The sequence below is a fragment of the Robertmurraya korlensis NBRC 107688 genome, assembly GCF_001591645.1.
Taxonomy (GTDB): Bacteria; Bacillota; Bacilli; order Bacillales; family Cytobacillaceae; genus Robertmurraya_A.
Genome location: NZ_BCVH01000011.1, coordinates 111792 through 137726 on the forward strand (window position 1 = coordinate 111792; position 25935 = coordinate 137726).

26 protein-coding genes are annotated in these 25935 nt (G+C 35.0%); 23 read left to right on the forward strand and 3 right to left on the reverse strand.

Going from position 1 to position 25935, the window contains the following annotated elements; all coding sequences use genetic code 11:
- From BKO01S_RS15405 to BKO01S_RS15490, 18 genes are all read left to right on the forward strand, one after another.
- Positions 1–351: a DUF8042 domain-containing protein gene (locus BKO01S_RS15405; RefSeq protein ID WP_066055877.1), complete on the forward strand. Its 351-nt coding sequence runs from the start codon at positions 1–3 to the stop codon at positions 349–351.
- Positions 348–1622, forward strand: a complete 1275-nt coding sequence (locus tag BKO01S_RS15410; RefSeq protein ID WP_066055881.1) for a motility associated factor glycosyltransferase family protein — start codon at positions 348–350, stop codon at positions 1620–1622. The genes BKO01S_RS15405 and BKO01S_RS15410 overlap by 4 nt, the downstream gene beginning before the upstream one ends.
- A 76-nt stretch (positions 1623–1698) precedes the next feature.
- The gene (locus BKO01S_RS15415; protein ID WP_066056018.1) at positions 1699–2682 is read left to right on the forward strand and encodes an NAD-dependent 4,6-dehydratase LegB; all 984 of its coding nucleotides are present in this window, start codon (positions 1699–1701) and stop codon (positions 2680–2682) included.
- Positions 2683–2692: 10 nt separating this feature from the next.
- The gene (locus BKO01S_RS15420) at positions 2693–3862 is read left to right on the forward strand and encodes a LegC family aminotransferase (protein ID WP_066055884.1); all 1170 of its coding nucleotides are present in this window, start codon (positions 2693–2695) and stop codon (positions 3860–3862) included.
- Positions 3863–3879: 17 nt separating this feature from the next.
- A complete protein-coding gene (locus BKO01S_RS15425; RefSeq protein WP_066056021.1) occupies positions 3880–4929 on the forward strand; it encodes a sugar phosphate nucleotidyltransferase in 1050 nt (349 codons plus the stop codon).
- A complete protein-coding gene (locus BKO01S_RS15430; protein WP_066055888.1) occupies positions 4919–5563 on the forward strand; it encodes an acetyltransferase in 645 nt (214 codons plus the stop codon). Before BKO01S_RS15425 ends, BKO01S_RS15430 begins: the two co-directional genes overlap by 11 nt.
- Complete coding sequence (gene neuB, locus BKO01S_RS15435; RefSeq protein ID WP_066055892.1) at positions 5560–6555, forward strand: N-acetylneuraminate synthase; 996 nt, start codon at positions 5560–5562, stop codon at positions 6553–6555. The genes BKO01S_RS15430 and neuB overlap by 4 nt, the downstream gene beginning before the upstream one ends.
- Positions 6552–7715, forward strand: a complete 1164-nt coding sequence (gene neuC / locus BKO01S_RS15440; RefSeq protein WP_066055895.1) for a UDP-N-acetylglucosamine 2-epimerase — start codon at positions 6552–6554, stop codon at positions 7713–7715. The genes neuB and neuC overlap by 4 nt, the downstream gene beginning before the upstream one ends.
- A gap of 1 nt (position 7716) precedes the next feature.
- Positions 7717–8703, forward strand: coding sequence for a Gfo/Idh/MocA family protein (locus BKO01S_RS15445; protein ID WP_066055898.1), 987 nt, complete (start codon positions 7717–7719; stop codon positions 8701–8703).
- Complete coding sequence (locus tag BKO01S_RS15450) at positions 8696–9643, forward strand: Gfo/Idh/MocA family protein (protein WP_066055901.1); 948 nt, start codon at positions 8696–8698, stop codon at positions 9641–9643. Before BKO01S_RS15445 ends, BKO01S_RS15450 begins: the two co-directional genes overlap by 8 nt.
- Positions 9644–10411: an acylneuraminate cytidylyltransferase family protein gene (locus BKO01S_RS15455; RefSeq protein WP_066055904.1), complete on the forward strand. Its 768-nt coding sequence runs from the start codon at positions 9644–9646 to the stop codon at positions 10409–10411. It begins immediately after the preceding gene.
- Positions 10412–10440: 29 nt separating this feature from the next.
- Positions 10441–11487, forward strand: a complete 1047-nt coding sequence (locus BKO01S_RS15460; protein WP_066055908.1) for a hypothetical protein — start codon at positions 10441–10443, stop codon at positions 11485–11487.
- Between the two features lie 23 nt (positions 11488–11510).
- A complete protein-coding gene (locus BKO01S_RS15465; RefSeq protein ID WP_066055911.1) occupies positions 11511–12665 on the forward strand; it encodes an FkbM family methyltransferase in 1155 nt (384 codons plus the stop codon).
- A gap of 138 nt (positions 12666–12803) precedes the next feature.
- Positions 12804–13967 carry an FkbM family methyltransferase gene (locus BKO01S_RS15470; protein ID WP_066055914.1) on the forward strand — a complete coding sequence of 388 codons (1164 nt, stop codon included), beginning with the start codon at positions 12804–12806 and terminating at the stop codon, positions 13965–13967.
- A 92-nt stretch (positions 13968–14059) separates the two neighbouring features.
- The gene (locus BKO01S_RS15475) at positions 14060–15241 is read left to right on the forward strand and encodes a Gfo/Idh/MocA family protein (protein WP_066055917.1); all 1182 of its coding nucleotides are present in this window, start codon (positions 14060–14062) and stop codon (positions 15239–15241) included.
- Between the two features lie 23 nt (positions 15242–15264).
- Positions 15265–16764 (forward strand): class I adenylate-forming enzyme family protein, encoded by a 1500-nt coding sequence (locus tag BKO01S_RS15480; protein ID WP_066055921.1) that lies wholly within the window; start codon positions 15265–15267, stop codon positions 16762–16764.
- Positions 16765–16799: 35 nt separating this feature from the next.
- Positions 16800–17054: a phosphopantetheine-binding protein gene (locus BKO01S_RS15485; protein WP_066055924.1), complete on the forward strand. Its 255-nt coding sequence runs from the start codon at positions 16800–16802 to the stop codon at positions 17052–17054.
- A gap of 124 nt (positions 17055–17178) precedes the next feature.
- Positions 17179–18063: a polysaccharide deacetylase family protein gene (locus tag BKO01S_RS15490; protein ID WP_232311253.1), complete on the forward strand. Its 885-nt coding sequence runs from the start codon at positions 17179–17181 to the stop codon at positions 18061–18063.
- 76 nt (positions 18064–18139) lie between these two features.
- On the opposite strand, the gene fliD is transcribed toward BKO01S_RS15490, so the two are convergent.
- Positions 18140–19711, reverse strand: coding sequence for a flagellar filament capping protein FliD (gene fliD / locus BKO01S_RS15495; protein WP_066055927.1), 1572 nt, complete (start codon positions 19709–19711; stop codon positions 18140–18142).
- Positions 19712–19892: 181 nt separating this feature from the next.
- Here fliD and flaG point away from each other — a divergent pair, with 181 nt between their 5' ends.
- The 5 genes from flaG to BKO01S_RS15520 all read left to right on the forward strand — a co-directional run bounded on the left by flaG (position 19893) and on the right by BKO01S_RS15520 (position 23141).
- A complete protein-coding gene (gene flaG, locus BKO01S_RS15500) occupies positions 19893–20258 on the forward strand; it encodes a flagellar protein FlaG (RefSeq protein ID WP_066055930.1) in 366 nt (121 codons plus the stop codon).
- A gap of 106 nt (positions 20259–20364) precedes the next feature.
- On the forward strand, positions 20365–20766 hold the full coding sequence (gene fliS, locus BKO01S_RS15505; protein ID WP_066055933.1) for a flagellar export chaperone FliS: 402 nt from the start codon (positions 20365–20367) through the stop codon (positions 20764–20766).
- Positions 20766–21107, forward strand: a complete 342-nt coding sequence (fliT, locus tag BKO01S_RS15510; protein WP_066055936.1) for a flagellar protein FliT — start codon at positions 20766–20768, stop codon at positions 21105–21107. The genes fliS and fliT overlap by 1 nt, the downstream gene beginning before the upstream one ends.
- A 262-nt stretch (positions 21108–21369) precedes the next feature.
- Positions 21370–21930: a ribosome hibernation-promoting factor, HPF/YfiA family gene (gene hpf, locus BKO01S_RS15515; RefSeq protein ID WP_066055939.1), complete on the forward strand. Its 561-nt coding sequence runs from the start codon at positions 21370–21372 to the stop codon at positions 21928–21930.
- Positions 21931–22055: 125 nt separating this feature from the next.
- The gene (locus tag BKO01S_RS15520; protein WP_066055942.1) at positions 22056–23141 is read left to right on the forward strand and encodes a DUF2920 family protein; all 1086 of its coding nucleotides are present in this window, start codon (positions 22056–22058) and stop codon (positions 23139–23141) included.
- A gap of 93 nt (positions 23142–23234) precedes the next feature.
- Here the strand turns inward: BKO01S_RS15520 and BKO01S_RS15525 are convergent, their stop codons facing one another.
- Both BKO01S_RS15525 and BKO01S_RS15530 read right to left on the reverse strand, forming a co-directional pair.
- Entirely contained in the window at positions 23235–24890 is a 1656-nt protein-coding gene (locus BKO01S_RS15525) for a methyl-accepting chemotaxis protein (RefSeq protein WP_066055945.1), read from the reverse strand.
- Between the two features lie 12 nt (positions 24891–24902).
- Complete coding sequence (locus BKO01S_RS15530) at positions 24903–25877, reverse strand: BMP family lipoprotein (RefSeq protein WP_066055952.1); 975 nt, start codon at positions 25875–25877, stop codon at positions 24903–24905.
- Positions 25878–25935: the final 58 nt, after the last annotated feature.

The window sequence follows — 25935 nt, forward strand, 5'->3', positions numbered from 1 at the left end:
ATGGAACAAATTGTTATAGACACATTAGAGAGCTTAAAGGAATACTTCCCTAAATTAATAAATGGATCGCGAGAAATTGCTGAGTATTTACAGGAGGGAAATGAAGCAAAGGCACTGAGTGTTATGCCACAGTTGGTCGAAGGGCTACAATGGGTTTTTGAGGCTGTAATGGGAATTCAAAATAATGGCTTCTTAAATGATATTAATTTACTGGATTTAAAGGATAACTTTCAAGAAATGGTGGAGGCTTTAGAAATTGGTGATCATGTATTATTAGCAGACTTGCTGCAATATGAGATTGCACCTACACTTGAAAAATGGGTCTTAATGGTCGATAAGGAAGAAAGATGATCTGGGAAAAAGTTAAAGCAGTTAATGGTGAATGGACTGTAGCTATTACTAATGATAAAGGTAAATATTTGCTTCATAGTAAGTATGACCCAAGTAAAGAATCCAGACGCTGGGTAGCACAATGGGAAATGATGAATGAGAAACCTAGTAGGATATGTGTGATTGGTATAGGTGTAGGTTATCATATCGCTGCTCTTAGAGAAGAGTTTCCTAACATTCCTATAGTAGTAATGGAATTTAATCCAAATTATGTTAGCTGGCTAAGGGGTAATCATTTGTTGCAGTGGTTAGAGGATGAAAGAACCTCAATAAAGATCTCTAATGACATTAATGAGATTTCCAAAGACTTTCTCCCTCTATTGGATGAAATAGATACTATGGTAATGATTCATTCTCCATCACTAGAGTTAATCCCAAATAACCTTTCCTCCTTGAAAGAAAGACTTAGTGACTTTTATACGTTTTTGAAAACAGTGCGAAAGAATAAGGAGATACTAGAGCAAAACTTTGCAAATAATTTAAAATTAAATGATAAAGGCATTCTAGAGTGGAAAGATTACCTTAAGGGGAAATCGGCAATTCTTGTATCAGCAGGTCCTTCTTTAACTAAGCAACTACCACTGTTAAAGGAAGTATATAAAAAACGGGAAATATTTATAGCATGTGTCGGGACAGCTCTAATCCCTCTACTGAATTTTGGGATAAAACCTAATGCTATAATGATTTCTGACGCACAGGATACATTATTAGAGCAATTTAAGGGAACGTCTAACATAATAGATGTACCGTTATTCTATTTAGCTACCGCTAATCAAAAGGCTGTTTCAGGATATACGGGTAAGAGATATATTGTATGGCAGCAAGACTACTCTAATTCAAGGATACAAGCGGATCTTATAAAAGAGCCTACTATTCGGACAGGCGGTTCAGTAGCTACGTGCTTGCTAGATTTATTAGTTTGGATGGGCAGTAGTCGGGTAGCGCTAGTTGGTCAAGACTTGTCCTTTACAGGAGGGTATAGTCATGCTGTGGGTTCACATAATGTGAAAAAAGTAAATTATGAAAATCTCATAGAAGTAACTGATTACTATCAAAGAGAGAAGGTAAAGACAAAGAGTTTTTTACTCGGCTATCTTAGATGGTTTGAAAGATATGTGATAGATACTAGTAGTAATGCTGAGTTTTGGAACTGTACGGAAGGTGGGGCTTATATAGAGGGATGGAAACACAAAAGGCTCAAAGAGTTTATCGAGGAGAAAAAAGGGGACTAAGAACAATAGGTGTCTCAATCTCATTTATTGAATGCCTCCTTTTGCTGTACAGAACCGAGTAAGAAAGGGTGAAGATATGTCAAAACATATTTTAGTAACAGGTGCGGACGGATTTATTGGAAGCCATTTAACAGAAATGCTAGTGGAAAAAGGGTATAAAGTTAAAGCATTGGCTTACTACAATTCGTTTAATTCATGGGGTTGGCTTGATGCACTTCCTCAGGATGTCATGCAAGAAGTTGAAGTTATAACTGGTGATGTTAGGGATCCGAATGGAGTAAGAGTAGCGATGCAGGGAGTAGACCAAGTCTATCACCTAGCAGCACTTATCGCTATACCATTCAGCTATCATTCTCCAGATACATATATTGATACAAATATAAAAGGAACTTTAAATGTTTTGCAAGCAGCGAGAGACTTGAACACATCACGAGTCCTTATTACTTCTACTTCTGAGGTTTATGGAACTGCCCAATACGTACCGATTGATGAAAATCATCCGTATCAGGGTCAGTCACCATACTCAGCAACAAAAATAGGTGCGGATCGTCTAGCGGAGTCTTTTTATAGAAGTTTTAATATGCCTATTTCTATTGTAAGGCCGTTTAACACTTATGGACCTCGCCAATCAGCAAGAGCTGTTATACCAACAATTATTACCCAGTTACTAAATGGAAATGAAGAAATTATGCTGGGCTCATTGTCACCTACAAGAGATTTTAACTTCGTAAAAGATACAGCTAACGGGTTTATTGAAATAGCTAAATCAGATAATACTATAGGAGAAGAAATAAACATTGCCACTCAACAGGAGATTTCGATAGGTGAGCTTGCTCAAGAATTAATCAGACAAATTAATCCTAATGCTAGAATCATCTGTGACGAACAAAGACTACGCCCGGAAAAAAGTGAAGTGAACCGTTTGTTAGGATCGAATGAAAAAATTAAGAGGCTTACAAATTGGGAGCCGTTATACTCTTTCGAAAGAGGTCTTTCAGAGACTATTGAGTTTTTTAAAAACAATTTAGATAAATATAAAGCAAATATTTATAACATATAGGAGGGGGAGCATGGATCAAAAGTTTATTCCTCTCTCGGTACCCAATTTAAAAGGAAAAGAGCTAGAGTATGTTACCCATGCAGTACAAACCGAGTGGGTGTCATCTGTTGGAGCCTATGTCGATTCATTTGAAACAAAAACAGCTGAATATGTCAATGCAGCTGGAGCTATATCCGTTCAAAATGGTACATCGGGGCTGCATGTTGCTCTTCAAGTATGTGGTGTTTCAGCGGGCGATGAGGTTATTGTACCAACGTTAACCTTTATTGCAGCTGTAAATCCTGTTAAATACTTATCAGCAGACCCAATATTTATGGATTGTGATGATTCCCTTTGTATGGATCCAGTCAAACTAAGTGATTTCTGTAAAGAAGAATGTATTTTTACTGATGGGAAACTTATAAATAAACGTACTGGCAAGTATATTAAGGCGGTTTTAGTGGTTCATGTCTTTGGAAATTTAGCAGATATGGAAAGAATCACAGAGATTGCAGACGAATTTAATCTCAAAATTATTGAAGATGCTACAGAGGCTCTAGGTTCTTATTATAGTGAAGGGGTTTTAAAAGGGAAGTTTGCTGGGACTATAGGAACTTTAGGAGTTTACTCTTTTAACGGTAATAAAATTATCACCACAGGTGGAGGTGGAATGATTGTTTCAAATGACAAGGAGCTATTGAAAAAAGCAAAACATCTTACCACACAAGCTAAAAGTGATGATCTTTATTATACTCATGATGAAATTGGTTACAATTATCGAATGACCAATGTACAAGCAGCTATAGGCTTAGCACAGCTAGAGCAAATAGAAACTTTCATCAAACAAAAACAGGAAAATTATGTTGCTTATCAAGAGGGAATAAGAAAAATCCCGGGCCTACAAATGCTACCATTTCGTGAAGATATAAGGAGTAACTATTGGTTTTATTCATTGTTTATTAGTGAAGATTATCCCCTTAATAGAGAAAATCTCATTCAATATTTAAACGAGAATAAAATACAAGCAAGACCCGTATGGGGTCTGATAAATGAGCAAAAACCATATCTCTCTAATCAGGTATATAAAATAGAAAACGCAAAGAAATATTGGGCGAATGTAGTGAATATACCTTGTAGCTCCAACTTAACAGAAGAAGATGTTCAATACATAATTAATTGTCTTAAAAGCTTAGGGTCATAATGATGGAGGCGAAGCAGTTGGATGTTAAGGCCTTTTTAATTGATGAAGAATCCACCATGATTGAAGCCATGGAATTACTAGATAAGGTAGCTAAAAAAGTTCTATTTGTTGTAAAAGATAATCGTTTTGTTGCAGCCATTACAGATGGCGATATCAGAAGATGGATATTAAAAAAGGGACACTTAGATGCAAAAGTTAAAGATATCGCAAATTATAAACCTAAGTTCTTATATGAAGAAAAAAAATTAAAAGCAAAAGAATATATGCGCAAAAACTCTATAGAAGCTCTTCCCATCCTAAATAGGGAAAAAGATATCGTTTCGGTTGTGTTATGGAATGATGAGGAAATTACACCGGAGAGGAAAATGCAAGTTCCTGTTGTGATTATGGCTGGTGGTTTAGGTACAAGGTTATACCCTTATACAAAAATATTACCTAAACCACTAATTCCAATTGGGGAGATACCGATAATAGAGCATATCATAAATCGTTTCAATATTTATGGTAATAAAAGATTTTTCTTAATAGTAAACCATAAGAAAAATATGATTAAGGCATACTTCAATGAAATTGAAAGAAGTTATGATGTACAATACGCCGATGAGGAATTACCGCTTGGTACAGGTGGTGGGCTAAGCTTATTAAAAGGTAAAATTAACTCCACTTTTATTTTAACTAATTGTGATATTTTAATTGAAGAAGATTATGAAAAAATCTATTCTTACCACAAAGAAGAGGGAAACTTGATAACAATGGTCTGTTCCCTTAAAAAAGTTAAGATTCCTTATGGAGTTATTGAAATTAATGAATCCGGAAAGATTGAGAAAATGAAGGAAAAGCCGGAATTCTCATTTTTCACTAATACTGGTATGTATGTAGTTGAACCAAAAATAATTGAAGAACTTGAATCTAATACTTCTATAGGCTTTCCGGATATCATTGAGAAATATAAACAAGCTGGAGAAAAAATTGGAGTCTACCCTATTAGTGAGAATGCTTGGCTTGATATGGGGCAAATCGATGAGATGGAGAAGATGAGAAGAAGGTTGGAGTTAGATGCAAAGTAGAATTCTTTTAATTGGTGGCGGTGGTCATTGTAAATCTGTCATTGATTCTATAATTAGAACAAAACACTACTCTGATATCGGTATAATTGATAGAGAGGAAAGAATAGGAAAAAGTATATTATCATTTCCGATTATTGGATGTGATGGTGATTTACTAAAGCTCTATGAGAGCGGGTACAGAGATGCATTTGTTACAGTAGGAAGTATTGGTGATTCTACTGTTCGTAAGAAATTATTTCAACTGCTAGAAACAATTGGGTTTGCTTTACCGAATATTATAGATGATTCAGCTATTGTTAGTAAGTATGCTACTTTGGAAAAGGGAATTTTTATAGGGAAAAACGTGGTGGTAAATGCGGGCTCCTTTATTTATAAAGGAGCCATTCTTAATACATCCTCTGTTGTTGAACACGATTCGGTTGTACAAGAATTCTCACATATTGCACCTGGTGTAGTTCTTTGCGGTGATGTAAAAATAGGGGCTAATACACATATAGGTGCTAAAAGTGTAGTAAAGCAGAATATACATATCGGTTCAAATTCTATTATTGGAATGGGCAGTGTAGTAATAAGTGATATTGAGGACAATGTGGTTGCTTATGGAAATCCATGTAAGGAGGTACGACCTAAGTGAGTGTTTATATCATAGCAGAGGCAGGAGTCAACCATAATGGAAGTTTAGAAGTAGCAAAGAAAATGGTAGATGTAGCAAAAGAAGCAGGTGCTAGCTGCATTAAATTCCAAACCTTTGTATCAGAAAATATTGTATCTAAGTATGCTGAGAAAGCTGAGTATCAGCAACAACAAACGGATGCCACAGAAAGTCAGTTGAGTATGCTTAAAAAGCTAGAGCTGACTCATAATGAATTTATTGAACTAAATAATTATTGCGAGCAACGAGAAATTGAATTTTTATCCACAGCCTTTGATTTTGAAAGCATAGAGTTTTTAAAAGGGTTAGGCATGGAAAAGTGGAAGATACCATCTGGTGACATTACCAATCTTCCTTACCTAATAAAAATTGCAAAACTTAATAAGCCTGTGATTCTTTCTACGGGTATGTGCACATTAAATGAAGTAGAATTAGCTATTAATACCTTAAGAGATAATGGTTCTGGTGAGATCACCGTACTTCACTGTACAACGGAGTATCCAACCCCGTATAAAGATGTAAATCTTTTGGCAATGAATACTATGAAAGCAGAGTTTGGTGTTTCTATCGGGTATTCAGATCATACTACCGGAATTGAAGTTCCAATTGCTGCAGTAGCACTAGGGGCAACAGTTATAGAGAAGCACTTTACACTTGATAGAAATATGGAAGGTCCTGATCATAAAGCAAGTTTAGAACCAAAAGAGTTAAAAGAGATGGTAAGAGCAATTAGAAATATAGAGCTAGCGATTGGTAGTGATCAAAAATCCCCAGCTGAATCGGAAATAAAAAATATATCCATTGCCAGAAAGAGTATTATCGCTCTAAAAAATATAAAAAAGGGCGATATCTTCACTGAAGAAAATATAACAGTAAAAAGGCCGGGGAATGGAATCAATCCCATGAGATGGTTTGAGGTCATTGGTCAAAAAGCGGTTAGAGACTTTAATGAAGATGAGCTGATTGAATTATGAAGATAAGTATATTAACTGCAACCCGAGCAGAATACGGGTTATTGAAGCCGATTATAAAAAAAATGAACTTAGATTCATCATTTGATGTGCGTGTTGTAGTAACTGGTACACACTTATCTCCCGAATTTGGCCTAACCTTCAGTGAGATTGAGCAAGATGATATTAAAATAGATAAAAAAATTGAGATTCTTTTGAGTTCAGATACTCCAGTTGCTATTGCCAAGTCTATGGGTTTGGCATTAGTAAGCTTTGCTGATTATTTTGACGAGTTAAAACCAGATTTACTAGTTGTCCTTGGTGACCGTTATGAAACATTGGCAGTTTGTACAGCAGCCATGAATTTACGTGTTCCAATAGCCCATCTATATGGAGGAGAGACGACGGAAGGTGCTATTGATGAATCTATTCGACATGCCATAACTAAATTAAGTTATCTTCACTTTACGAGCACTGAAGAATATAGGAAGCGTGTTATTCAGTTAGGAGAAGACCCAAGTAGAGTCTTTAATGTCGGAGCATTGGGGATTGAGAATATCCATAATCAAACTTTATTAAATAAAGAAGAGCTGGAATCCTCCATCAATTTTAGCTTGGAAAAGCCTTATGCTATCGTAACATATCATCCTGTTACATTAGATGCTAATAGTTCATTGAGTCAATTTGAGTCATTACTCGATGCCTGTAAGAAGTTTAAAGAAATGAATTTTATTTTTACAAAGGCAAATGCTGATGTAGATGGAAGAATCATCAACCAATTGATTGATAATTTTATTGAAGATAACTCTAATGCTATAGCATTTAATTCCTTAGGTATGAAGAGGTATTTAAGTGCATTAAAGTATGGTTCTATCGTAATTGGCAACTCTTCAAGTGGACTAATTGAAGCACCAAGTTTTGGGATACCAACTATAAATATAGGGGATCGACAAAAGGGGCGTCTTCAGGCTGGTAGTGTAATAAATTGTGAACCAATAACAAGTGATATTGAAAGTGCCATTTCACTAGCATTAAGTAACGAGTTCAAAAATAGAGCATCCAATGTAACAAATCCATACGGAGATGGAAACACGTCAATGAAAGTAATTAGTACCATAAAAGATTACCTATTAAATAAAAAAATAAATTTAAAAAAACCATTTTATAATATTGAGGTGAAATAACTTGAATGTAGTAGTTATTGGTTTAGGTTCAATGGGAAAGAGGAGAATCAGACTAATAAAGAAATATGATGACACCATGCTAATATTTGGGGTAGATACAAAAGAAGAGAGACGAAATGAATGTAAAGAGCTTTATGGAATTGAAACCTTTAAAACACTGGAAGAATTAATTCTAGAAAAGGAGGTTACATGTGCATTCGTCTGTACATCGCCCCTATCACATAGTCAAATAATTAATCAATGTCTAAACCATCAATTACATGTGTTTACTGAGCTCAATTTAGTATCAGATAGATATGAGGAAAACATTGCTATTGCTAAAGAGAAGAACCTTTTATTATTTTTGTCATCTACCTTTTTATACCGTGAAGAAATAAACAAGATCCGGACTTCAATTGATGCAGTAAATGGACGGTTAAATTATACATATCACGTCGGACAGTATTTACCTGATTGGCACCCGTGGGAAAATTATACAAATTTTTTTGTGGGAGATAAACGATCCAATGGTTGCCGAGAAATTTTTGCTATCGAACTCCCTTGGTTAACAAGTGTGTTTGGAGATGTTGTTAAAGTAGATGTAATTAGAAATAAGATTAGCAATTTAAAAATTGATTACTATGATAATTACCTAGTAATTGTTCAGCACAAGTCTGGTCATAAGGGGACTTTAGCTGTTGATGTTGTATCTAGGAAGGCAGTGAGAAATTTAGAAGTTTTTGGAGAGGAACTCTACCTATCTTGGGATGGAACTGCTAAAGGATTAAAAATATATGATTATGAAAAGAAAATGGATCTTGTAATTAATTTATATAAGGAAGTTGATCAATTAGAAGGGTACAGTAACTTTGTGGTTGAAAATGCTTACTATAATGAAATCGTTTCTTTTTTTGACTCCTTAGAAACTGGAGTTACTCCTATATATAGCTTTGATAAGGATAAGCAGATATTAGCACTCATTGATGAGATTGAGGGTTATCATGAATAGAAACTATAAAATAGCTATCGTTGGTCTCGGGTCTATAGGGACTAGACATTTAAAAAATATAGTGAGTGTTTTAAACGAGAGAAAAACTACATATGTAATAGATGTAATAAGAAGTAGTAATACACCAATTGAACGTCATTTATATCAGTTAGTAAATCGAGTTTTTTACAAGTATGAGGATGTTCCATCAGATTATGACGTCATTTTTGTTACGAATCCCACGCATTTACATTTTAATACTATTAAACAGTACGCGCTCAAAACGAAGCATATGTTTATTGAAAAGCCTGTATTTGATCACTCTAATCACCCTATTCACGAATTACCATTAAATAAAGAAGCTGTTTATTACGTTGCATGCCCATTAAGATACACGAATGTAATCAGTTATTTGAAAGAGTCCATTTCTGCTACTCGTGTTTATTGTGCTAGAGTAATTTGTTCTAGCTATCTCCCAGACTGGAGACCTAATGTAGATTACAAAATTACCTATAGTGCTCGTAAATCACAGGGTGGAGGTGTTCCTATCGACTTAATTCATGAGTGGGACTACCTTTGTTATTTGTTCGGTAAGCCTGAAGAAGTATTTAATATTAAAGGTAAGTTTTCAGAGTTACACATCGACAGTGAGGATTTGTCAATCTATATAGCAAGATATAAAGATATGCTAGCAGAGGTTCATTTAGATTATTTTGGACGAGAGCCTATAAGAGAAGTTCAGTTATTTACAGCTAATGAAACAGTGGTTGGAGATCTGATTAAAAGTGAAATAAGGTTTTTGAAAAGTGGGAGAGTATTGTCTCTGAAGGAATCAAGGGATGATTTTCAAAGAAAAGAAATTACTTATTTTTTTGATACCCTAGAAGGAAAAAGGAAAAACCACAACGACATTTTAAGTGCACTTCAAATACTTAATATATCAAAGGAAGGAAAGGTCTAAATGAATATACTATTTACCATATGCGGTAGAGCTGGGTCAAAAGGAATAAAAAATAAAAATATAAAGAAATTTCTAGATTTCCCACTACCATATTATAGTATATCTGTTATTGACCTATACATGACGAAAAATCCAAATCATAGTGTAGATATAGTATTAAATACGGATAGTAAAGAATTAATTAATTTGATCCAAGATTTAAAGGTAAATGTCGAAATAATAGATAGAGAAGAGGAATTGGGGCAAGATAACACACCGAAAGTACCTGTCATTTCTAACAGTTTAAAGATAATGAAAAAAAGGAAATCAATAGATTATGACATGGTTGTTGATTTAGATCTTACAGCTCCCCTTAGAACCTTGGACGATCTAGAAAACATAATCAATAAAAAAGTAGACACAAACGTAGATGTTGTTTTTTCTGTTACTACCTCTAGAAGAAATCCTTATTTTAATATGGTGAAAAAATCGAATGGCACGTTTGAACGAGTAATAGAGTCTTCCTATAATACGAGGCAGGAGGCACCAGAAATATACGATATGAATGCCTCTCTATATGCATATTCTCCAAGCTTTTTGGAAAGTGGTAAAGGGATATTTGAGGGGAAATGTGATGTAATACAAATGATGGACACTGCTGTTCTTGATCTAGATCATGAAATTGACTTTGAGTTTATGCAGGTGATTGGGGATTATTTATTTACTAACTATCCATTATTTGGAGAGGTTCGGAATCATATTGCTTATTTAATTATTCCGAATCGATAACGATACCACCCTTAAAGGAGGAATATCTCTTGAATAAATTTGATGCAAGATACGATATCAGGCTCGCGAGATATACAGATATTGAAAGTATTATGAAATTTATAAATGATTACTGGCGTGAAGGACATATCATGTCTAAAGATAGAGAATTATTTGAGTATGAATTTGTTGAGGGTGACAATGTAAATTTTGTTCTAGCTATTGACAGAAATACTGAGTCAATTGAAGGTATTTTTGGATTTCTAAATTGTTCAGCCACAAATGATATTACTCGCAAAGATATTTGGGGAAGTTTATGGAAAGTGGTTGATGATCATGACAATATCCCACTTTTAGGAATTGAACTAGCCAAAAGGGTATACCCCTTGACTGGCTGTAGAACTCACATTGGGAATGGTGCTAACCTTAATACAACGATTCCGTTAAGAAGGATATTTTTTGGAGAAAAGGTTGCAAAGATGAAGCAATATTACTTTTTGAATACTGAAATTGAAAATTATAATATTGCAGAAATACAAGAAAAAAAGGAGAAAGCTATAGATAGGAATAAACAAAATGTTTTTTTAGAGAAGTTTGCTTCTATAGAGGATGTAAAAAAGAACTTCAATGTTGAAAATGTTGATGCTATACCATATAAAGATTTCTGGTACATAAATAAAAGATATTTTAACCACCCTTACTATACATACGATATTTATGGCCTTAAAGATGAGTCTGGTAACACTGGAGCATTAATGATGACCCGTTCCATTACATGTAATGGTGGGAGAATCCTGAGGATTGTTGATTATATAGGTGAGCACAAGCTTTTTGCTGGTTTAGGGAATCAGTTTAGAAAGTTACTACAGGAAAATGACTATGAATACATAGATTTTTATACATTAGGTTTCAAGGAAGAGTACATTTTTGATGCCGGATTTAAATTAAGAACAGAAGATGACACAAATATTATCCCTAATTACTTTGAACCATTTGTCCGTGAAAATGCTGACATTTGGGCACACTATAAAATTGACGGAACACTTTTTTTTAAAGCAGATGGTGATCAGGATAGGCCGAATGAACCTAAACTATAATACATGAACGAGGTGGCAAAGTAATGGTTAATGATTTTAGAAATAGATTGTTAGACAAAGATTTATTTCCAATAAACGCTGCAGGGTATGCAAATAGAGTTAGGGATAAAGCCAATATAATTATCTGGGGTAGTTCAGTAACTGGTCAATATGTATATGATTTTTTGAAGGAATTCAATATTGAAGAAAAAGTAAAGTTCTTTGCAGATAATAATAAAACAAAGTGGGGGGGGGAACAGGATGGCATATCGATATTATCACCCAAAGAGGTAAAGGAATTTGTGAAAAACGATCAAAATACATATGTTATAATCGCTAGTCAACGATTAGAGGAGATTAAGCAACAAATGTTATCTCTTGGGGTAAAGGAAGAAAATATTGATATAATAGGATTTCGTCTAGCCTGGGATTATTTACGCTATAGGGGTAAAACCCCTCTACAATTAATATATGATTATTTGTATGAATTTGAAGAAGTATTCTCATCTTTAGCGGATGAACGGTCAAGGGATGTTTATCTAGGTTTACTAAATTATAAGATATCGTTAGATAATAAATACATCCAAGAAATTTACTCACCTTCAGAGCAACAATATTTTGATAAAGAGATAATAGAGATTAAAGATAATGAAGTTTTTTGTGACTGCGGGAGCTTTAATGGTGATACTCTCGAGAAGTTCATTTCTCTAACAAAGGGTAAATACAGTAAATTCCTAGCTATTGAAGCTGATAAAGAATTATCTAATATTATTAGGCATAAAGTAAATGAATTAAATTATGAAAGGGTACAAGTTTATAATTATGCCTGCTGGGATAGAAAAGCTTCTCTAAAATTTGAATCAAACCAATCATCTGGGCATGTTTCATTACAAGGGGATAGTGAAGTAGATGCAGATACTTTAGATAGTATTCTAAAAGATGAAAATCCTACTTTTATTAAGATGGATATAGAGGGCGCTGAGGAGAAAGCATTGCTAGGTGCATCAAACCTAATTAGGGGTTCTAAACCATTATTGGCAATATGTGTATATCATAACTTGTATGATTATTATAAACTTCCGTTAATAATGAAAAGTTTAAATAAGGACTATATATTATTGATGCGTCATTATTCAGAGTTTTCTGTTGAAACAGTTTGTTATGCTATCCCTAGAGATAGGTATAGCTTATCTATATAGTATAGGATTAGCGGGGTTAACCGTAAAAGATACTACATTTTGCTCAATAAAATTGGTGGAACCCTTTTTTAAAGCTGATGCTAATTAGGATAGGCCGAATGAACCTAGATTAAAATACAAGAACAAGGTGGCAGAGCAATGGTTAATGAATTTAGAAGTAAACTGCTAGAGCACGATCTTTATTGGATTAATTCTGCTAGTTATACTAATAAAATTAAAGATAAAAGAAATATTATTATTTGGGGAAGTGCAACTACCGGTCAATGTGTCTTTGATTTTATAAAAAGTTTCGACATTCAAGATAATGTAAAGTACTTTGCTGATAATAATGAGGAAAAGTGGGGGACTAAGCAAAACGAATTGGTAGTGTTGTCCCCATCGGAAGTGGTTCAAATCAAAGAAGATATACCAGATATTTATATTATTATAGCAGCGGAGCACTTGGTAGAAATAAGAAATCAGTTAGTATCACTAGGAATTGAACAGAATGCAATTGATATAAAGGGTTTCTGTTTAGCAAAAGAATATTTTGAATTTCAAAAAAAAGCAACTGCTTACCAAGTTATTAAATCACATATAAATGAATACGAAGAAGTGTATTCTCTACTTGCTGACGAACGTTCAAAAGAAGTTTATTTAGCAGTTCTAAATTATAAAATATCATTGGATAATGATTTTTTGAATGGTATTTCAAACCCTTCTAATGAACAATACTTTGATAAAGATTTGGTAGTTCTAAAGGACAACGAGGTTTTTTGTGATTGTGGTTCCTATAATGGAGATACTTTAGAGTCTTTTCTTAGTGAATCAGGAGGTAGGTATAGGAAATACATCGCTTTTGAAGCTGACGAGGATATTTACAATGAACTTAATAATAAAATTTTTGTGAATGAGTACAAAAATGTACAAGCTTATAATATTGCATGCTGGGATAAGAAAGCAAATTTAAGATTTAAACAAGCACAAACATCTGGTCGAATTTCTGATGCGGGGGAACGCGTAGTAAGAGCAGACTCTTTAGATAATATTTTAAAGGGCAAAGAAGTTACCTTTCTAAAAATGGATATTGAAGGTGCGGAGGAAAATGCTATTAAAGGAGCAAGTGAATTAATTAGAAATAATAAGCCAACCTTGGCGATATGCCTTTACCATAGCTTGGAGGATTTCTATAAGCTACCCTTACTAATAAAGGAATTAAATTCGGATTATTCCTTCTTTATCCGACATTATAAAGATATGGTTCCATTTGAAACAGTTTGTTATGCAATACCAAGAGATAGGCTCACTTCTGATTTAGAATAAATTCTTAAAATCCAACATGATAGAATTGATTTTTTTAAAATGGTCTTTTTAACAAGTTTATATAGATAAAATAATATAGGTGAGGGATTTAATTGAAACCAATAGTAATAGGTATGGTGGGAGCCGGACGAGCAACTGAATTACATATGAATGCTTTAAAGCGAGTTAGTGGCATACCTTTAAGATTCAAGACAATAATTGCAAGACGGGAAGAACAGCTATTGCCTGCCAAAGATCGTTATGGATTTGAAATCGCATCGTACAACTTCGATGACTTACTTATGGACCCGGAAATTGATGTCATTGACATTTGTACACCACCATATGTTCATGAAGAAATGGTATTAAAGACTATGCAGGCCGGTAAGCACGTAATCTGCGAAAAGCCTTTAACAGGGTACTTTGGTGAACTTGGTGAAGAAGAATCGGTAGGTAATAGAGTGTCTAAAGCTGTTATGTATGAAAAACTTCTCAAATCCTTAGAGAAGTTAAAAAATACGGTTGATACTTCAGAAAAAAAGTTTATGTACGCAGAGAATTTTGTCTATGCTCCTTCGGTTGTTAAAGCTGCTGAAATCATTTCTGCTAAGAAGAGTAAAATTCTATACATGAAGGGTGAGGAGAGTTTAAAAGGATCTAGTTCTCCTGTAGCAGGGGAGTGGTCAAAGACTGGGGGAGGATCATTTCTCCGGGTAGGATCTCATCCATTATCTGCAGTTTTATGGCTTAAGGAGCAAGAAGCTAGAGCAAGAGGAGTAGAAATATCAGTTGAGAGTGTTTTAGGAGATATGGCTAGAGTAACTCCAACATTATCTGATTATGAGCATAGACATATTATGGCAAGGCCTAATGATGTTGAGGATATGGGTACTGTAATACTTACTTTCTCAGATGGTTCAAGGGCTGTGATTATTGCTACGGATGTTTGTTTGGGTGGGAGTAAAAACTATGTAGAATTATATTGTAATGATGCTAATATAAACTGTGTTTTGACCATGAATGATATGATGACCACCTATTTCCTTGATGAAAACGGTCTAGAGGATGTCTATCTTTCAGAAATGCTTCCTTCAAAACTTGGTTGGAATAAGCCTTTTATCGCAGATGAAGTCATACGTGGTTATACAGATCAAATGCAAGATTTTATGGAGGCTATTCAATATGATAGAGAGCCTAAATCTGGGTTCAAACTAGCATACGATACAATAAAGGTAACATATGCTGCATATAAATCTGCTGAAATAGGAGAAAGGTTAGTAATAAACGAAAAATAGAAAAAGTTTTGAAGGGATTATATATGTACAAATTAGCAGATATCTTTTATAAAGCCGCAGAAATCCAACCAGATAAAACAGCAATCTGGTGTGATAATAACTCAATTACTTATAGAGAGCTTGTAGACCTGGTTAGTCAGTATTCAAATTTTCTTCTGAGTAATAATATAGTTTACCGTGACCACATTGGTATTCCTATGACCAATAGTATTCATTCAGTAGCATTAATTTTGGCTGCAGCGAATCTTGGTGTAGGATTAGTGCCGATTAATCCAACTTTGCCTATAGATGCTATTAAGGCTGCATTTTACTCTGCAAACATAAAACACCTAATAGCACGACAAGCGTTCTTTGAAAACTGTGATAAAAATGGTGGTCTTGAGATTCTAGGAGAAAAGATTTGTATAGATGGGAAACTAGAAGGCACGCAATCCCTTTTAGAAGCGGATAAAATGTCAAAGGAAAGGCCGATTGTCGAACATGTAACAGGGGATGAGATATTGATTATAACAATGACCTCTGGATCAACTGGTGCACCGAAGCCTATTAGTTTATCACAAAAAAATAAATATGAAAGAGCAATGGCTCATATAGACCTTTATAAGATTACCCAAGACGATAATGTGTTAGCGGCAACGCCACTTTATCATTCATTGGCAGAAAGACTTGTCCTTATCCCACTACTGTTAGGTGGGACAAGTGTCTTACTTCCTCGCTTCACTCCTAATATATGGATAAATTGTGTAAAAGAGCAGTCAGTTACTTTTACTATTGCTGTATCTGCTCAGCTTAATCAAATAGCAGCTGTTAATGATAATAGCCTTAATGGTACTAGTTTGAGATGTCTCGTATCTTCCTCCTCATTACTAGAATCGCATGTTAAGAATCAACTTATTGAAAAATTACATTGTGATTTCCATGAAATGTATGGAACATCAGAAGTTTCAACTGTAACTAGCATTAATTTAAGTGAGTCTATTCATAAGAAACAATCGGTGGGAAAACCAATACCCGGTGCAGATGTGGTAATCTTTAAGGATAACGGGGAGGTTGCAACAGCTGGTGAGATCGGTGAAATTGGGTGTAAAACAAGACTTTTGTGTGAAGGATATTATAAAATGGATGAGGTATTTGAAAAATCCATACAAAATAACTACTTTAAAACTGGTGATGTAGGATATTTGGATGAAGACGGGTATTTATATTTTTCTGGACGGAAAAAGGAAATAATTATTACTGGTGGTATTAATGTGTATCCACAGGATATAGAAAAGTGTGTTTTTGAACTTCCAGAGGTAAGGGAATGTGCTGCCTTTTCTTATCCGGATGAAAAGCTCGGAGAAATAGTTGCCCTTGCAATCGTTATAAACGAAGGTTCGGAGATTAACCAACGTAAGGTACAAAGGCATTGTGCGAAAAATCTTGCCGATTTCCAGCAACCTCATAAGATAATTTTCTTGAACGAATTACCCAAAAATTCAATGGGTAAACTTGTAAGAGCCCAGCTTATACATACCATATAAAATCATGTATTATAATGAATGTGGGGAGATGCTAGATGGATATATTAGAATTTATTGTTAAGTATTTAGAGAAAAAACATACGATTGACCATTCTGTTGATTTAGAAACGTTAAATTATGTGGAAAGTGGTTACGTGGATTCTCTAGGAATCATTCAGTTTGTCTGTGAATTAGAGGATGAGTTTGACATTGAGTTTTCAGAGCAAGAGCTGTCTTCTCAATCCTTTCAGGTTGTAGGACAATTGAAAAAACTTATTGAAACTAAGATAGCTGAAAAGAAAAAAGTTTGAGGATTGATTAGTTTTTCAGTCAGAAAGTACCTACCTTATTTATTGGTGGGTACTTTTAATTCTATCTCCTAGTAGTAAAAAAGTGCAGTTAACCGCAATTAAACAAGCATTTAGGAGGATTAAAGTGAATTTTGCTATCATGTATCATTATGTCAGGGAACCAGAAACGTGGAAAGGGAGTGTTCCTATTTCTCCCCAGGCATTCGAAGAACAAATTGATAGAATTGGTAGGACACATGAATTTGTGGGTCCGGATGAATTAAATAAGAAAACTACAAAACCTAAGTGCATATTAACCTTTGATGATGCAACAAAAGATCAATATGAGATTGCTTTTGATATTATGAAAAGAAAAGGAGTAACGGGTTATTTTACTGTTATGTCGGGGCCTTTAGTAGATAAAAATGTACCAGTTTTTCACTTAGTACATGCTGCTCTATCCAAGGTAAATGAAGATACTATATGGGAAAATTTGCGTAACATATTAACTCCTAAACAATTACTTAACTTAAAGTCTTCGGAAGATATCTACTCTTACGAACAATCGATTTTAAGGAGATATATAAAATATACTTTAAATTTTATTTTGGATACCCAAGAAAGCAAGAGCTTCTTAGAAGATATAGTATTCACCGAGTTTGGATCAAAACAGAAATTTATAGATTTTATGTATATAAATGTTGAGGAATTTAAAAGAATGAAACAAGCAGGAATGACATTAGGTGTTCATGGTGCACAGCACTCACCTTTTAATGGGGAAGCCGATGAATACTATAATAATGAGATTTTACCTTGTGCAAACTTTATGAAAGAGAAATTAGATATTAAGCCGGTATGGTATACGCCTCCTTTCGGCGGGGGAGAAAATAAAATGGTTATGCTCGACAAACTTAAGGAGAACTTATTATCAGCTGGTTATAAGGGAGCCTTTACTACTCTTAGTGGTGCAATAGAGGACACTAATTCCTTTTGGTTAAATCGATTTGATTGTAATAAGCTCTTTGTATAGACCGAAAAACCAATGGGTACAAATAATAAGACCCATTGGTTTTTCTAGTTATAAGGGTATAAAATCTAATTAGTCACTAACCCAATTGCTGGGAGAGCCAACTACTCTGGCTATTTGCCCGTTGGATTGCTTTCTCCATCGCTGCAAATTGTCTATAATAGCGATCTTCAATATTAACAAGCCTACTCTCGAAAGCTGCAATTCTAGTATCAAATGAAGTAAGTTGTTTTCCGATAGTACTTTGTGAGCCACTTAAAGCTTGCTTGGTAAATTCCTTCATAGTTGCCTCGAGTCTTTCGTAGATTCTGTCGGCTACTCCGCTCTCAGAAAATTTGGTTTGACTCTTTATAGTATTGGAATCATCAGTTGCTGCTAAACTACTGGTACTCTTGTTAAATACTTCTGCTACCTTGGTTAAATTTGAACTAATCATACCCTTTAATTTATTTTCATCAAGTTCTAATTTACCGTTTTCTTCCCATTTTGTACTTAATTTAATACCTATTTCTTCGAGTGTATCGATTGGATTTGTTGCTCCTGCATCTGCTCCTTTAACAGGAGTATACATTGCTGATCTCATTGATGTTAAAACTTTGCTCAATATTGGATCTCTTCCCAGAAGCCCGACTTTTGCTCTTTCTTCCCAAAGCTCTACTTCTTTATCTGTCATTGCTTCCTTTTCATCGGAAGTTAGTGGTTGATAACTTCTGCTCTTTTTCTCTGAATAAAGGGTATTTAAATCTTCAATTAGTTGGTTATAGCCATCAACAAATGTCTTTATACTTTCAAAAATTTTATCGTTATCTGGTTTAGCAGTTACTGTAATAGGAACAGTATTGTCCTGGGGAACACCAAGCAAATCAAATTGCATTCCATCATATGTGATAGAGTTTGTATCAGACTTATATAAAAGTCCATTAATTTCAGCAGAAGCTTGTTGTTTATCGCTTCCAACTACCGATGAAATTGTACTAGAATTCCCAAATGTATTCTGGGTTGAGCTTACTTCTCCGGATACCATGTTTAATGTGCTTAAAAAATTACTTCCATTTGTAGTTGTTTCCGAGATTATAACTTTGGAGTTTGAGCCTTTTGTACTATCTGTAAATGTAAAAGATTTATCAGTTGCTGAATAAGATACTGATACAGCTGCTTGAGTTGAAATAGCATTTAGAGCATCACTAAGTTTCATAGTTGGATCGAGTGATACGTTTGTCCCATTAACAGATAATTCTACTTTGCTTGTTGTGCTGTCTACATTGATACCAAGTTCTGTCAAAGTTTTGGTAGTGTCAAACCCAGATGTGAAAAATTTTACAGAAGCAGCACTTTCCTGTTTGGCTAATGAGATATTTTTAATTTCATAGCTGGATTGTGTAGGAGTACCGGTTGTTGTTGCAGTTATTGCATTAGGGTTTGATGAAGTGGCAATCATACTATTAAATGGGCGCTGGAGCCTTAAGTCCTCCATTGATTTACGATACTCTAATAACTTTGTGTTTACTTCCCTATAAGCATCTATTTTCCAATTAGCCAATTCCTTCTGTTTATAGATCTTATCTAAAGGTTTTCTATGTGCAGTCATTAATTCCTTAACCATTGTGTCCGTATCCATCCCAGACGCTAGCCCAGAGATTCTTATTGCCATAGTTCTTCCTCCTCACGAATAGTTTGTTAAACTACTTTGCATATTCATATAATATATATCGGTACTATTTATAATAAGTTAAGAGTTATCTAGATAACTCTTAACCAAATAAATTTAATACTAAAAAAAATATAGACTTGTCCGATATTATTAAAAAGCGATTATATCTTGGAGGATAAAAATGTTGGAGCGTACATCATCTACTAATAGTACTTATCAGAATGTAAAAGTAGCAACAAACTCATTAGATAGTAAAGAATCATCTACTAACATAGAAGGTTCAAAACCTAAGGTAGACAGTGAAGAAAGGCTAAATCCCAATGAAAAAGATAAAGTAGCAAAAGTGGTAGATAGTTTGAATGACTTTCTGATCCCATCTCATACTTCCTTAAAGTTTGAATTTCATGATAAGTTAAATGAATACTATGTAACTTTAGTTGATGATAATACGAAGGAAGTAGTTAAGGAAATACCTTCAAAAAAGATGCTGGACTTTTATGCTGCAATGACAGAATTTATTGGAGTCATGATAGATAAAAAGATATAAATCGTTATTGAATGGTCAATGTATTATCTACGTCTAAGAAATAGAGTTTGAGTTTATAACCAATTTGAATAGTTCTAAATATTATGTACAAAAGGAGAGTATAAAAATGGCAGTCAATAACCCTTACCAAGCTTACCAGCAAAACTCTTTAAATACAGCTTCACCTGGGGAACTAACTTTAATGTTATATAACGGTTGCTTGAAATTTATACAACAAGCAAAGTTGGCTATTCAAAACAAGAATATCCAAGAGAAGAATACAAATCTTATTAAGGCCCAAAAAATCATTCAAGAACTTATGGTTACCTTAAATATGGATATTCCTTTATCAAAAGACTTAATGGCAATGTACGACTACTTAAACCGTCGTCTAGTAGAGGCGAATATGAAGAACGATTTAGAGATTCTGGATGAAGTCGCAGGATTTGTAACAGAATACCGAGATACTTGGAAACAAGTAATCCAGATAAATCGTCAAAAACAATTCTCACAAGGCGGTCAAGCTTAGTGAACGGATTAGGGCTTTTTTTTGATATAACGGTCCAATTAATAAAGCTTTATCAGTCAGCAGGGGACAGGGATGAACGACTTAAAGAGACCGAGCGTTTACTAGAGCTTCGTGAGGGTGCAATGAGAGATGCTACACCACCAGCATCAGAGGCGGATCGTGAACTTGTGAAAAAATGTATGCAATTAAACGATCATCTAAACGCATTATTTACAAAAGAAAGACTAAACATTCAAAAAGATATTAAAGAATTGAAAGTCAAAAAAGTAACGACAAATAAATATGTAAATCCATACGAGAACTATAATCCTGATGGAGTGTTCTACGATCGTAAAAAATAGAGGCTAGCTGAGCTAGCTTCTATTTTTATGGCGTTAGTATCGTAACTGGAACTTCACCAATTCGACATAATTATTTATTACTTTTCAAGTTTCAGCAGGAATTCCTAGGGGTAAAATAGAAGTATAAATACATAGTCTTAATTATCATATTAAGACGGTGGTTATTTTTAAGGAATGCTTGGAAAAAGTGGCGTAGGACAAGCTGATCTAAGCATAACAGTAAGGTAACCAAATTTGTATAATGTGAAGGAGGAGTTCACTTATGAATTACAACGTTCGTGGTGAAAACATTGAGGTAACTCCAGCAATTAGAGAGTACGTGGAAAAGAAGATTGCCAAGTTGGAAAGATATTTTACTGAGACTCCTAATGCAAATGTTCATGTGAATTTGAAGACGTACAATGACAAGCGCTCCAAAGTAGAGGTAACGATTCCGATGGCGAATCTGGTGCTTCGTGCCGAGGAAGTTCATGATGATATGTATGCGGCGATTGATCTAATTACTGATAAATTAGAGCGTCAAATCCGTAAGCATAAAACAAAAGTGAACCGAAAATTCCGTGAAAAAGGGAACCTGAATGAATTATTTGCTTCTCCAGTTGAAGATCTAGGTGGCGGTGTAGCCGTAGAAGAGGATGAGAGTGATTTAGAGCTTGTTCGTCAAAAGAGCTTTGATTTAAAGCCGATGGACAGTGAAGAGGCAATTCTTCAAATGAACCTACTTGGTCATAGCTTCTACGTATTTACTAATGCTGAATCAAACCGTACAAATGTTGTTTACAAGCGTAAAGATGGCCGTTATGGTCTGATTGAAGCTCAATAAGATAGAAAAAAAGCAATATGATAAATACCCTATACATTTTAAGTGTATAGGGTATTTATCATATATAATGTTTGTAGGCTGTTAACTAGTATAGAATTACATGTAAGTGAGTAAAGGAGAGCAATATGTCTGAGGATCATACAATAAATATTCCTGCACATCCAAATATATACACTGGAGGGTATGGAAGAGAGTTGAGAATTGATTTTTGTATACCACAAGAGGGGGTTACCAAGAATACGGGGCTGTTAATATTTGTTCCCGGTTTTGGGGGTAACATTGATTCTAAGGTATATAAAAAAATGAGGGGACTATTCGCAGATAAATACAATGTAGTTACTATTCAATGTGATTACTTTGGTAATAAATTTATGCAAGATGTTAACAGGTTTAACGTGGATAAAACTGATTTAAGAAGATGGCTAACTGTTGATGAAATTAAACTAATTGAACTTGATCCTGGTAAATTGGAATATTTCCTAAAAGGTAAGAATGCAGTTCTTCATAATAAGCATTGCTTAAATGAAACGATAGATGAATTTAATGATATGTCATTCATGCAGGCAATTGATATTTTAACAGCTGTAAAAACGGTTAAAGTACTATTAAAAGATAATAGTCTTAAGTTCAACTCAGAGCGAACTATAGGGTACGGGCACTCTCATGGGGCATACCTACTTCATTTAAGTAATATATTGTCTCCTGATATGTACTCACTTATAATTGATAACTCAGCTTGGGTCAAACCGGCGTACTTGTATTCTAATAGGTATCTTCATAACAGTTATCAGGGAATTAAAGTTGTTACAGAAATAGAATATATAGGTAAGAATCTCATAATAAATAAAAAATGCTTACACTTAAAAAAGCTATATAATCGGTATAAAGGATCAACTCAAATTATTACTTTTCAGGGGGATGATGATCATTTAGTAAATCACCTTGAAAAGAGGGGAATTATAGAAAATATCAGTAACTCAACTTTTATTTTAGTTACTAAATACGATGTAGACAGTCAAAAATATAAATCAAATACCCATGGTTTAGAGGCAGACTTTTTAAAATTATTTGATTATGCTCTAAGCTTTGAGAACCCTAAAACCAAGAGTATGGAATTAGAAAAGGACTACATAGTACATCTTGATGGAATTAAGGTAAATATAAATAATAGTGAAGGTTTACCTATCTTTGAGTTTAGTTTTAATAGTTGATACTCTAAACTACTTTGGGTTTGCATGTTATTCTTTACAAAATCAAAAAGACCAAGGATTCTCTCAAAGGTCTTTTTGATTTTATAATCTTAATTATAAACTGAACTTCGCCAATTCCTTCTTCATCTCAACAGTCAACTCCTGCAGCTGCTCCATCTTCTCATTCACCTGCTCAAATGCCTGAAGCTGGGCATCTGTAGAAGCACTAATCTCTTCAGTCCCAGCAGCTGTTTCCTCAGTAACCGCCGAGATATTCTCAATCGCAGAAATCACCGAAGCACTCATGCTGCTAGAAGTTTTCATACCTTCAACCAATGCATCCAATTGCTCATTGATTGCCATTACGTTCATAGAAATCACTTCAAACGAAGATTCTGTTTCCTTCATAGAAGATTGCTGTTGATTTGATAACTCATACCCAAGGTCCGTTGCTTCCACAATCGTTGCAATTCCTTTTTTCATATGGCTAACCATGGTTGTAATACGTTCTGTTGCCTTTGTTGAATCGTCTGCTAGCTTGCGAACTTCGTCTGCAACCACAGCAAAGCCTTTTCCTGCTTCTCCTGCGCGCGCTGCTTCAATGGCCGCATTTAAGGCTAATAAGTTTGTCTGATTGGCAATATCACGTACGGATCTTGCTGCTTCCTCAATTTGTCCTGCAAACTGTGTGAAGCCTTCAACTGATGCTTTTATATGCTCTGTTGATTGCGACAATTGTGAAGCAAGTTCAACTTGTTTTTCTAACGATACTCGGCCAGTTTGAACCGAATCCAGCGCAGCAGATCCAGCCTGTGAGGATTGCTCTGTTTTATATTGAACACGAGTAAACTCTTCGTTCATTGCTCCCATAGAACCAGCGGTCGATTGGATGTCTTCTGAAACCGATTGGCTACCACGAGCGAGCTCCTCCGTTGAAACTGCCACTTGGTTGCTGATTTCACGTAAGCTTACCATATGTCCAGATACTTCTGCAGTAAAGCCAGTCACTCGTTCTCCCACCTGCTCGATGGATTGTACGGTTTGTTTTACATTTGTAATCATTAGGGCGAAAGCTGATTTTAATTGGTCAAGCTCGTATGAACTGTCTTCCTTCACCTCACCAACTTCAACCGTGAGGTCTCCGTCAGCTACTTTAACTGCATGATCGACGACTTCGCTTAATGGCTTCGCGATACGCATAGCTAGGAACCATGTAGAAAGGGCAGATAAAACAATTAATAAAACAATCGCAATGATTGAGAATACAACAACAAAATGAATCTTTTTCTCTGTTTGCTGAAGCATTTCGTCGTACCATTCACCCGTCCGCTTGTCCAATACATACATGTCATTTAGGACTCCAGAGGTACGGATGGATTGTCTTTTGATTGCGTGGCGGTCATTATTCTCAAATCCTGTGTTGACCTCAGAAGAAAGGGCATTAAATTTCTCCTGAACTTTCGCTAGGATGTCTTTATGTTCTTGAACACGTACCAATTTGGTCAGAGATGTGATTTGTTCCCCAATGGATTGTAACTGACTGTCTGCCTCGGTTTTATTTGCTTCACTTTGATTAAATGCATAGTTAGATAGTGCTTGTTTTGCTACAACCAGCTCTCCTTGAATGTCTTCAACTAATATTAAAATCTGGACGTCATCCTTAGCGGAGCTTTGCATACTAACAAGCTGGGAAATCATAAATCCGATAATCATTGTTGATAATAAAAGTGGAATGATAGCGATGATTAATAAACGAGATCTAAGTTTCATGTCATTCCCTCCTTATTCCATTTCGACGGTGATGTCGCCAGAAATAATTTTTTCTTTTGCTTCCTCAAGTTGACTTTGCTCAGCGTCAGTTAACTGCACAACGCGAATGTCAGCTAAGCCTACACCGTTTTCAGCTAGACCAAGAACATACGTAGAGGAACCAATTTTTCCTGTTTCCTTTAATTCTTTGGCAATATCGTATACGGCTACGTCAATATTTTTCAGCATGGAAGTGGTAACTGCTTTTTCTGCAACGAAAAATTGGTCAGAGTCCACACCAGCTGCTAACTTCCCAAGCTTTTGAGCGGTCTGAAGTGCACCGAAACCTGTGAACCCTGCGGCAGGGTAGATAAAGTCAGCGCCAGCTGCGACTTGTTTTTCCGCAATGGTGCCACCAAGTGTTGCATCACCAAATGAGTTCGCGTATTCAACAATTACTTCTACATTCGAGTTGACGTATTTTGCTCCTTGTATGTAACCTGCTTTAAAGTGATTCACGACAGGAACATCAAAGCCACCGATAAATCCAATTTTTCCAGTGGTGCTTTTCATAGCAGCAACCATACCGACAAGGAAACTTCCTTCGTATTCTTTAAACGTTAGAGAAACAACATTTTCAAGCTCGGAACCCTCATCGATGATCATGAATTGCTGATTCGGATGTTCCTTTGCTACCTTTTCTAACGCTTCCTTTACAGAGAAACCAAGACCAATAATCAGGTCATATTTTTCCTCCGCAAGCTCTGTTAGTTTTTCTTCGAAGTTTCCATCTGGAGCTTCTTTATAGTCAAATAAAATCCCAAACTCATCGCGAGCGCGTTCGAGTCCACGAAACGCAGAATCATTAAAGGACTCATCCCCAAGGCCACTATCCGATAAAAGAATCCCAATTTTGTATTCTTTTTCAGTCTGTGTTTTCTCAGCGTTGAGTGAACAAGCGCTTAAAACGTTCACGACTAGGAACAATAAGAATATTCTTTTTAGCATGTTTTTGTCCTCCTCATAGTTGTACATACCTCTTATGTATCGGACAAAATTCGACAAG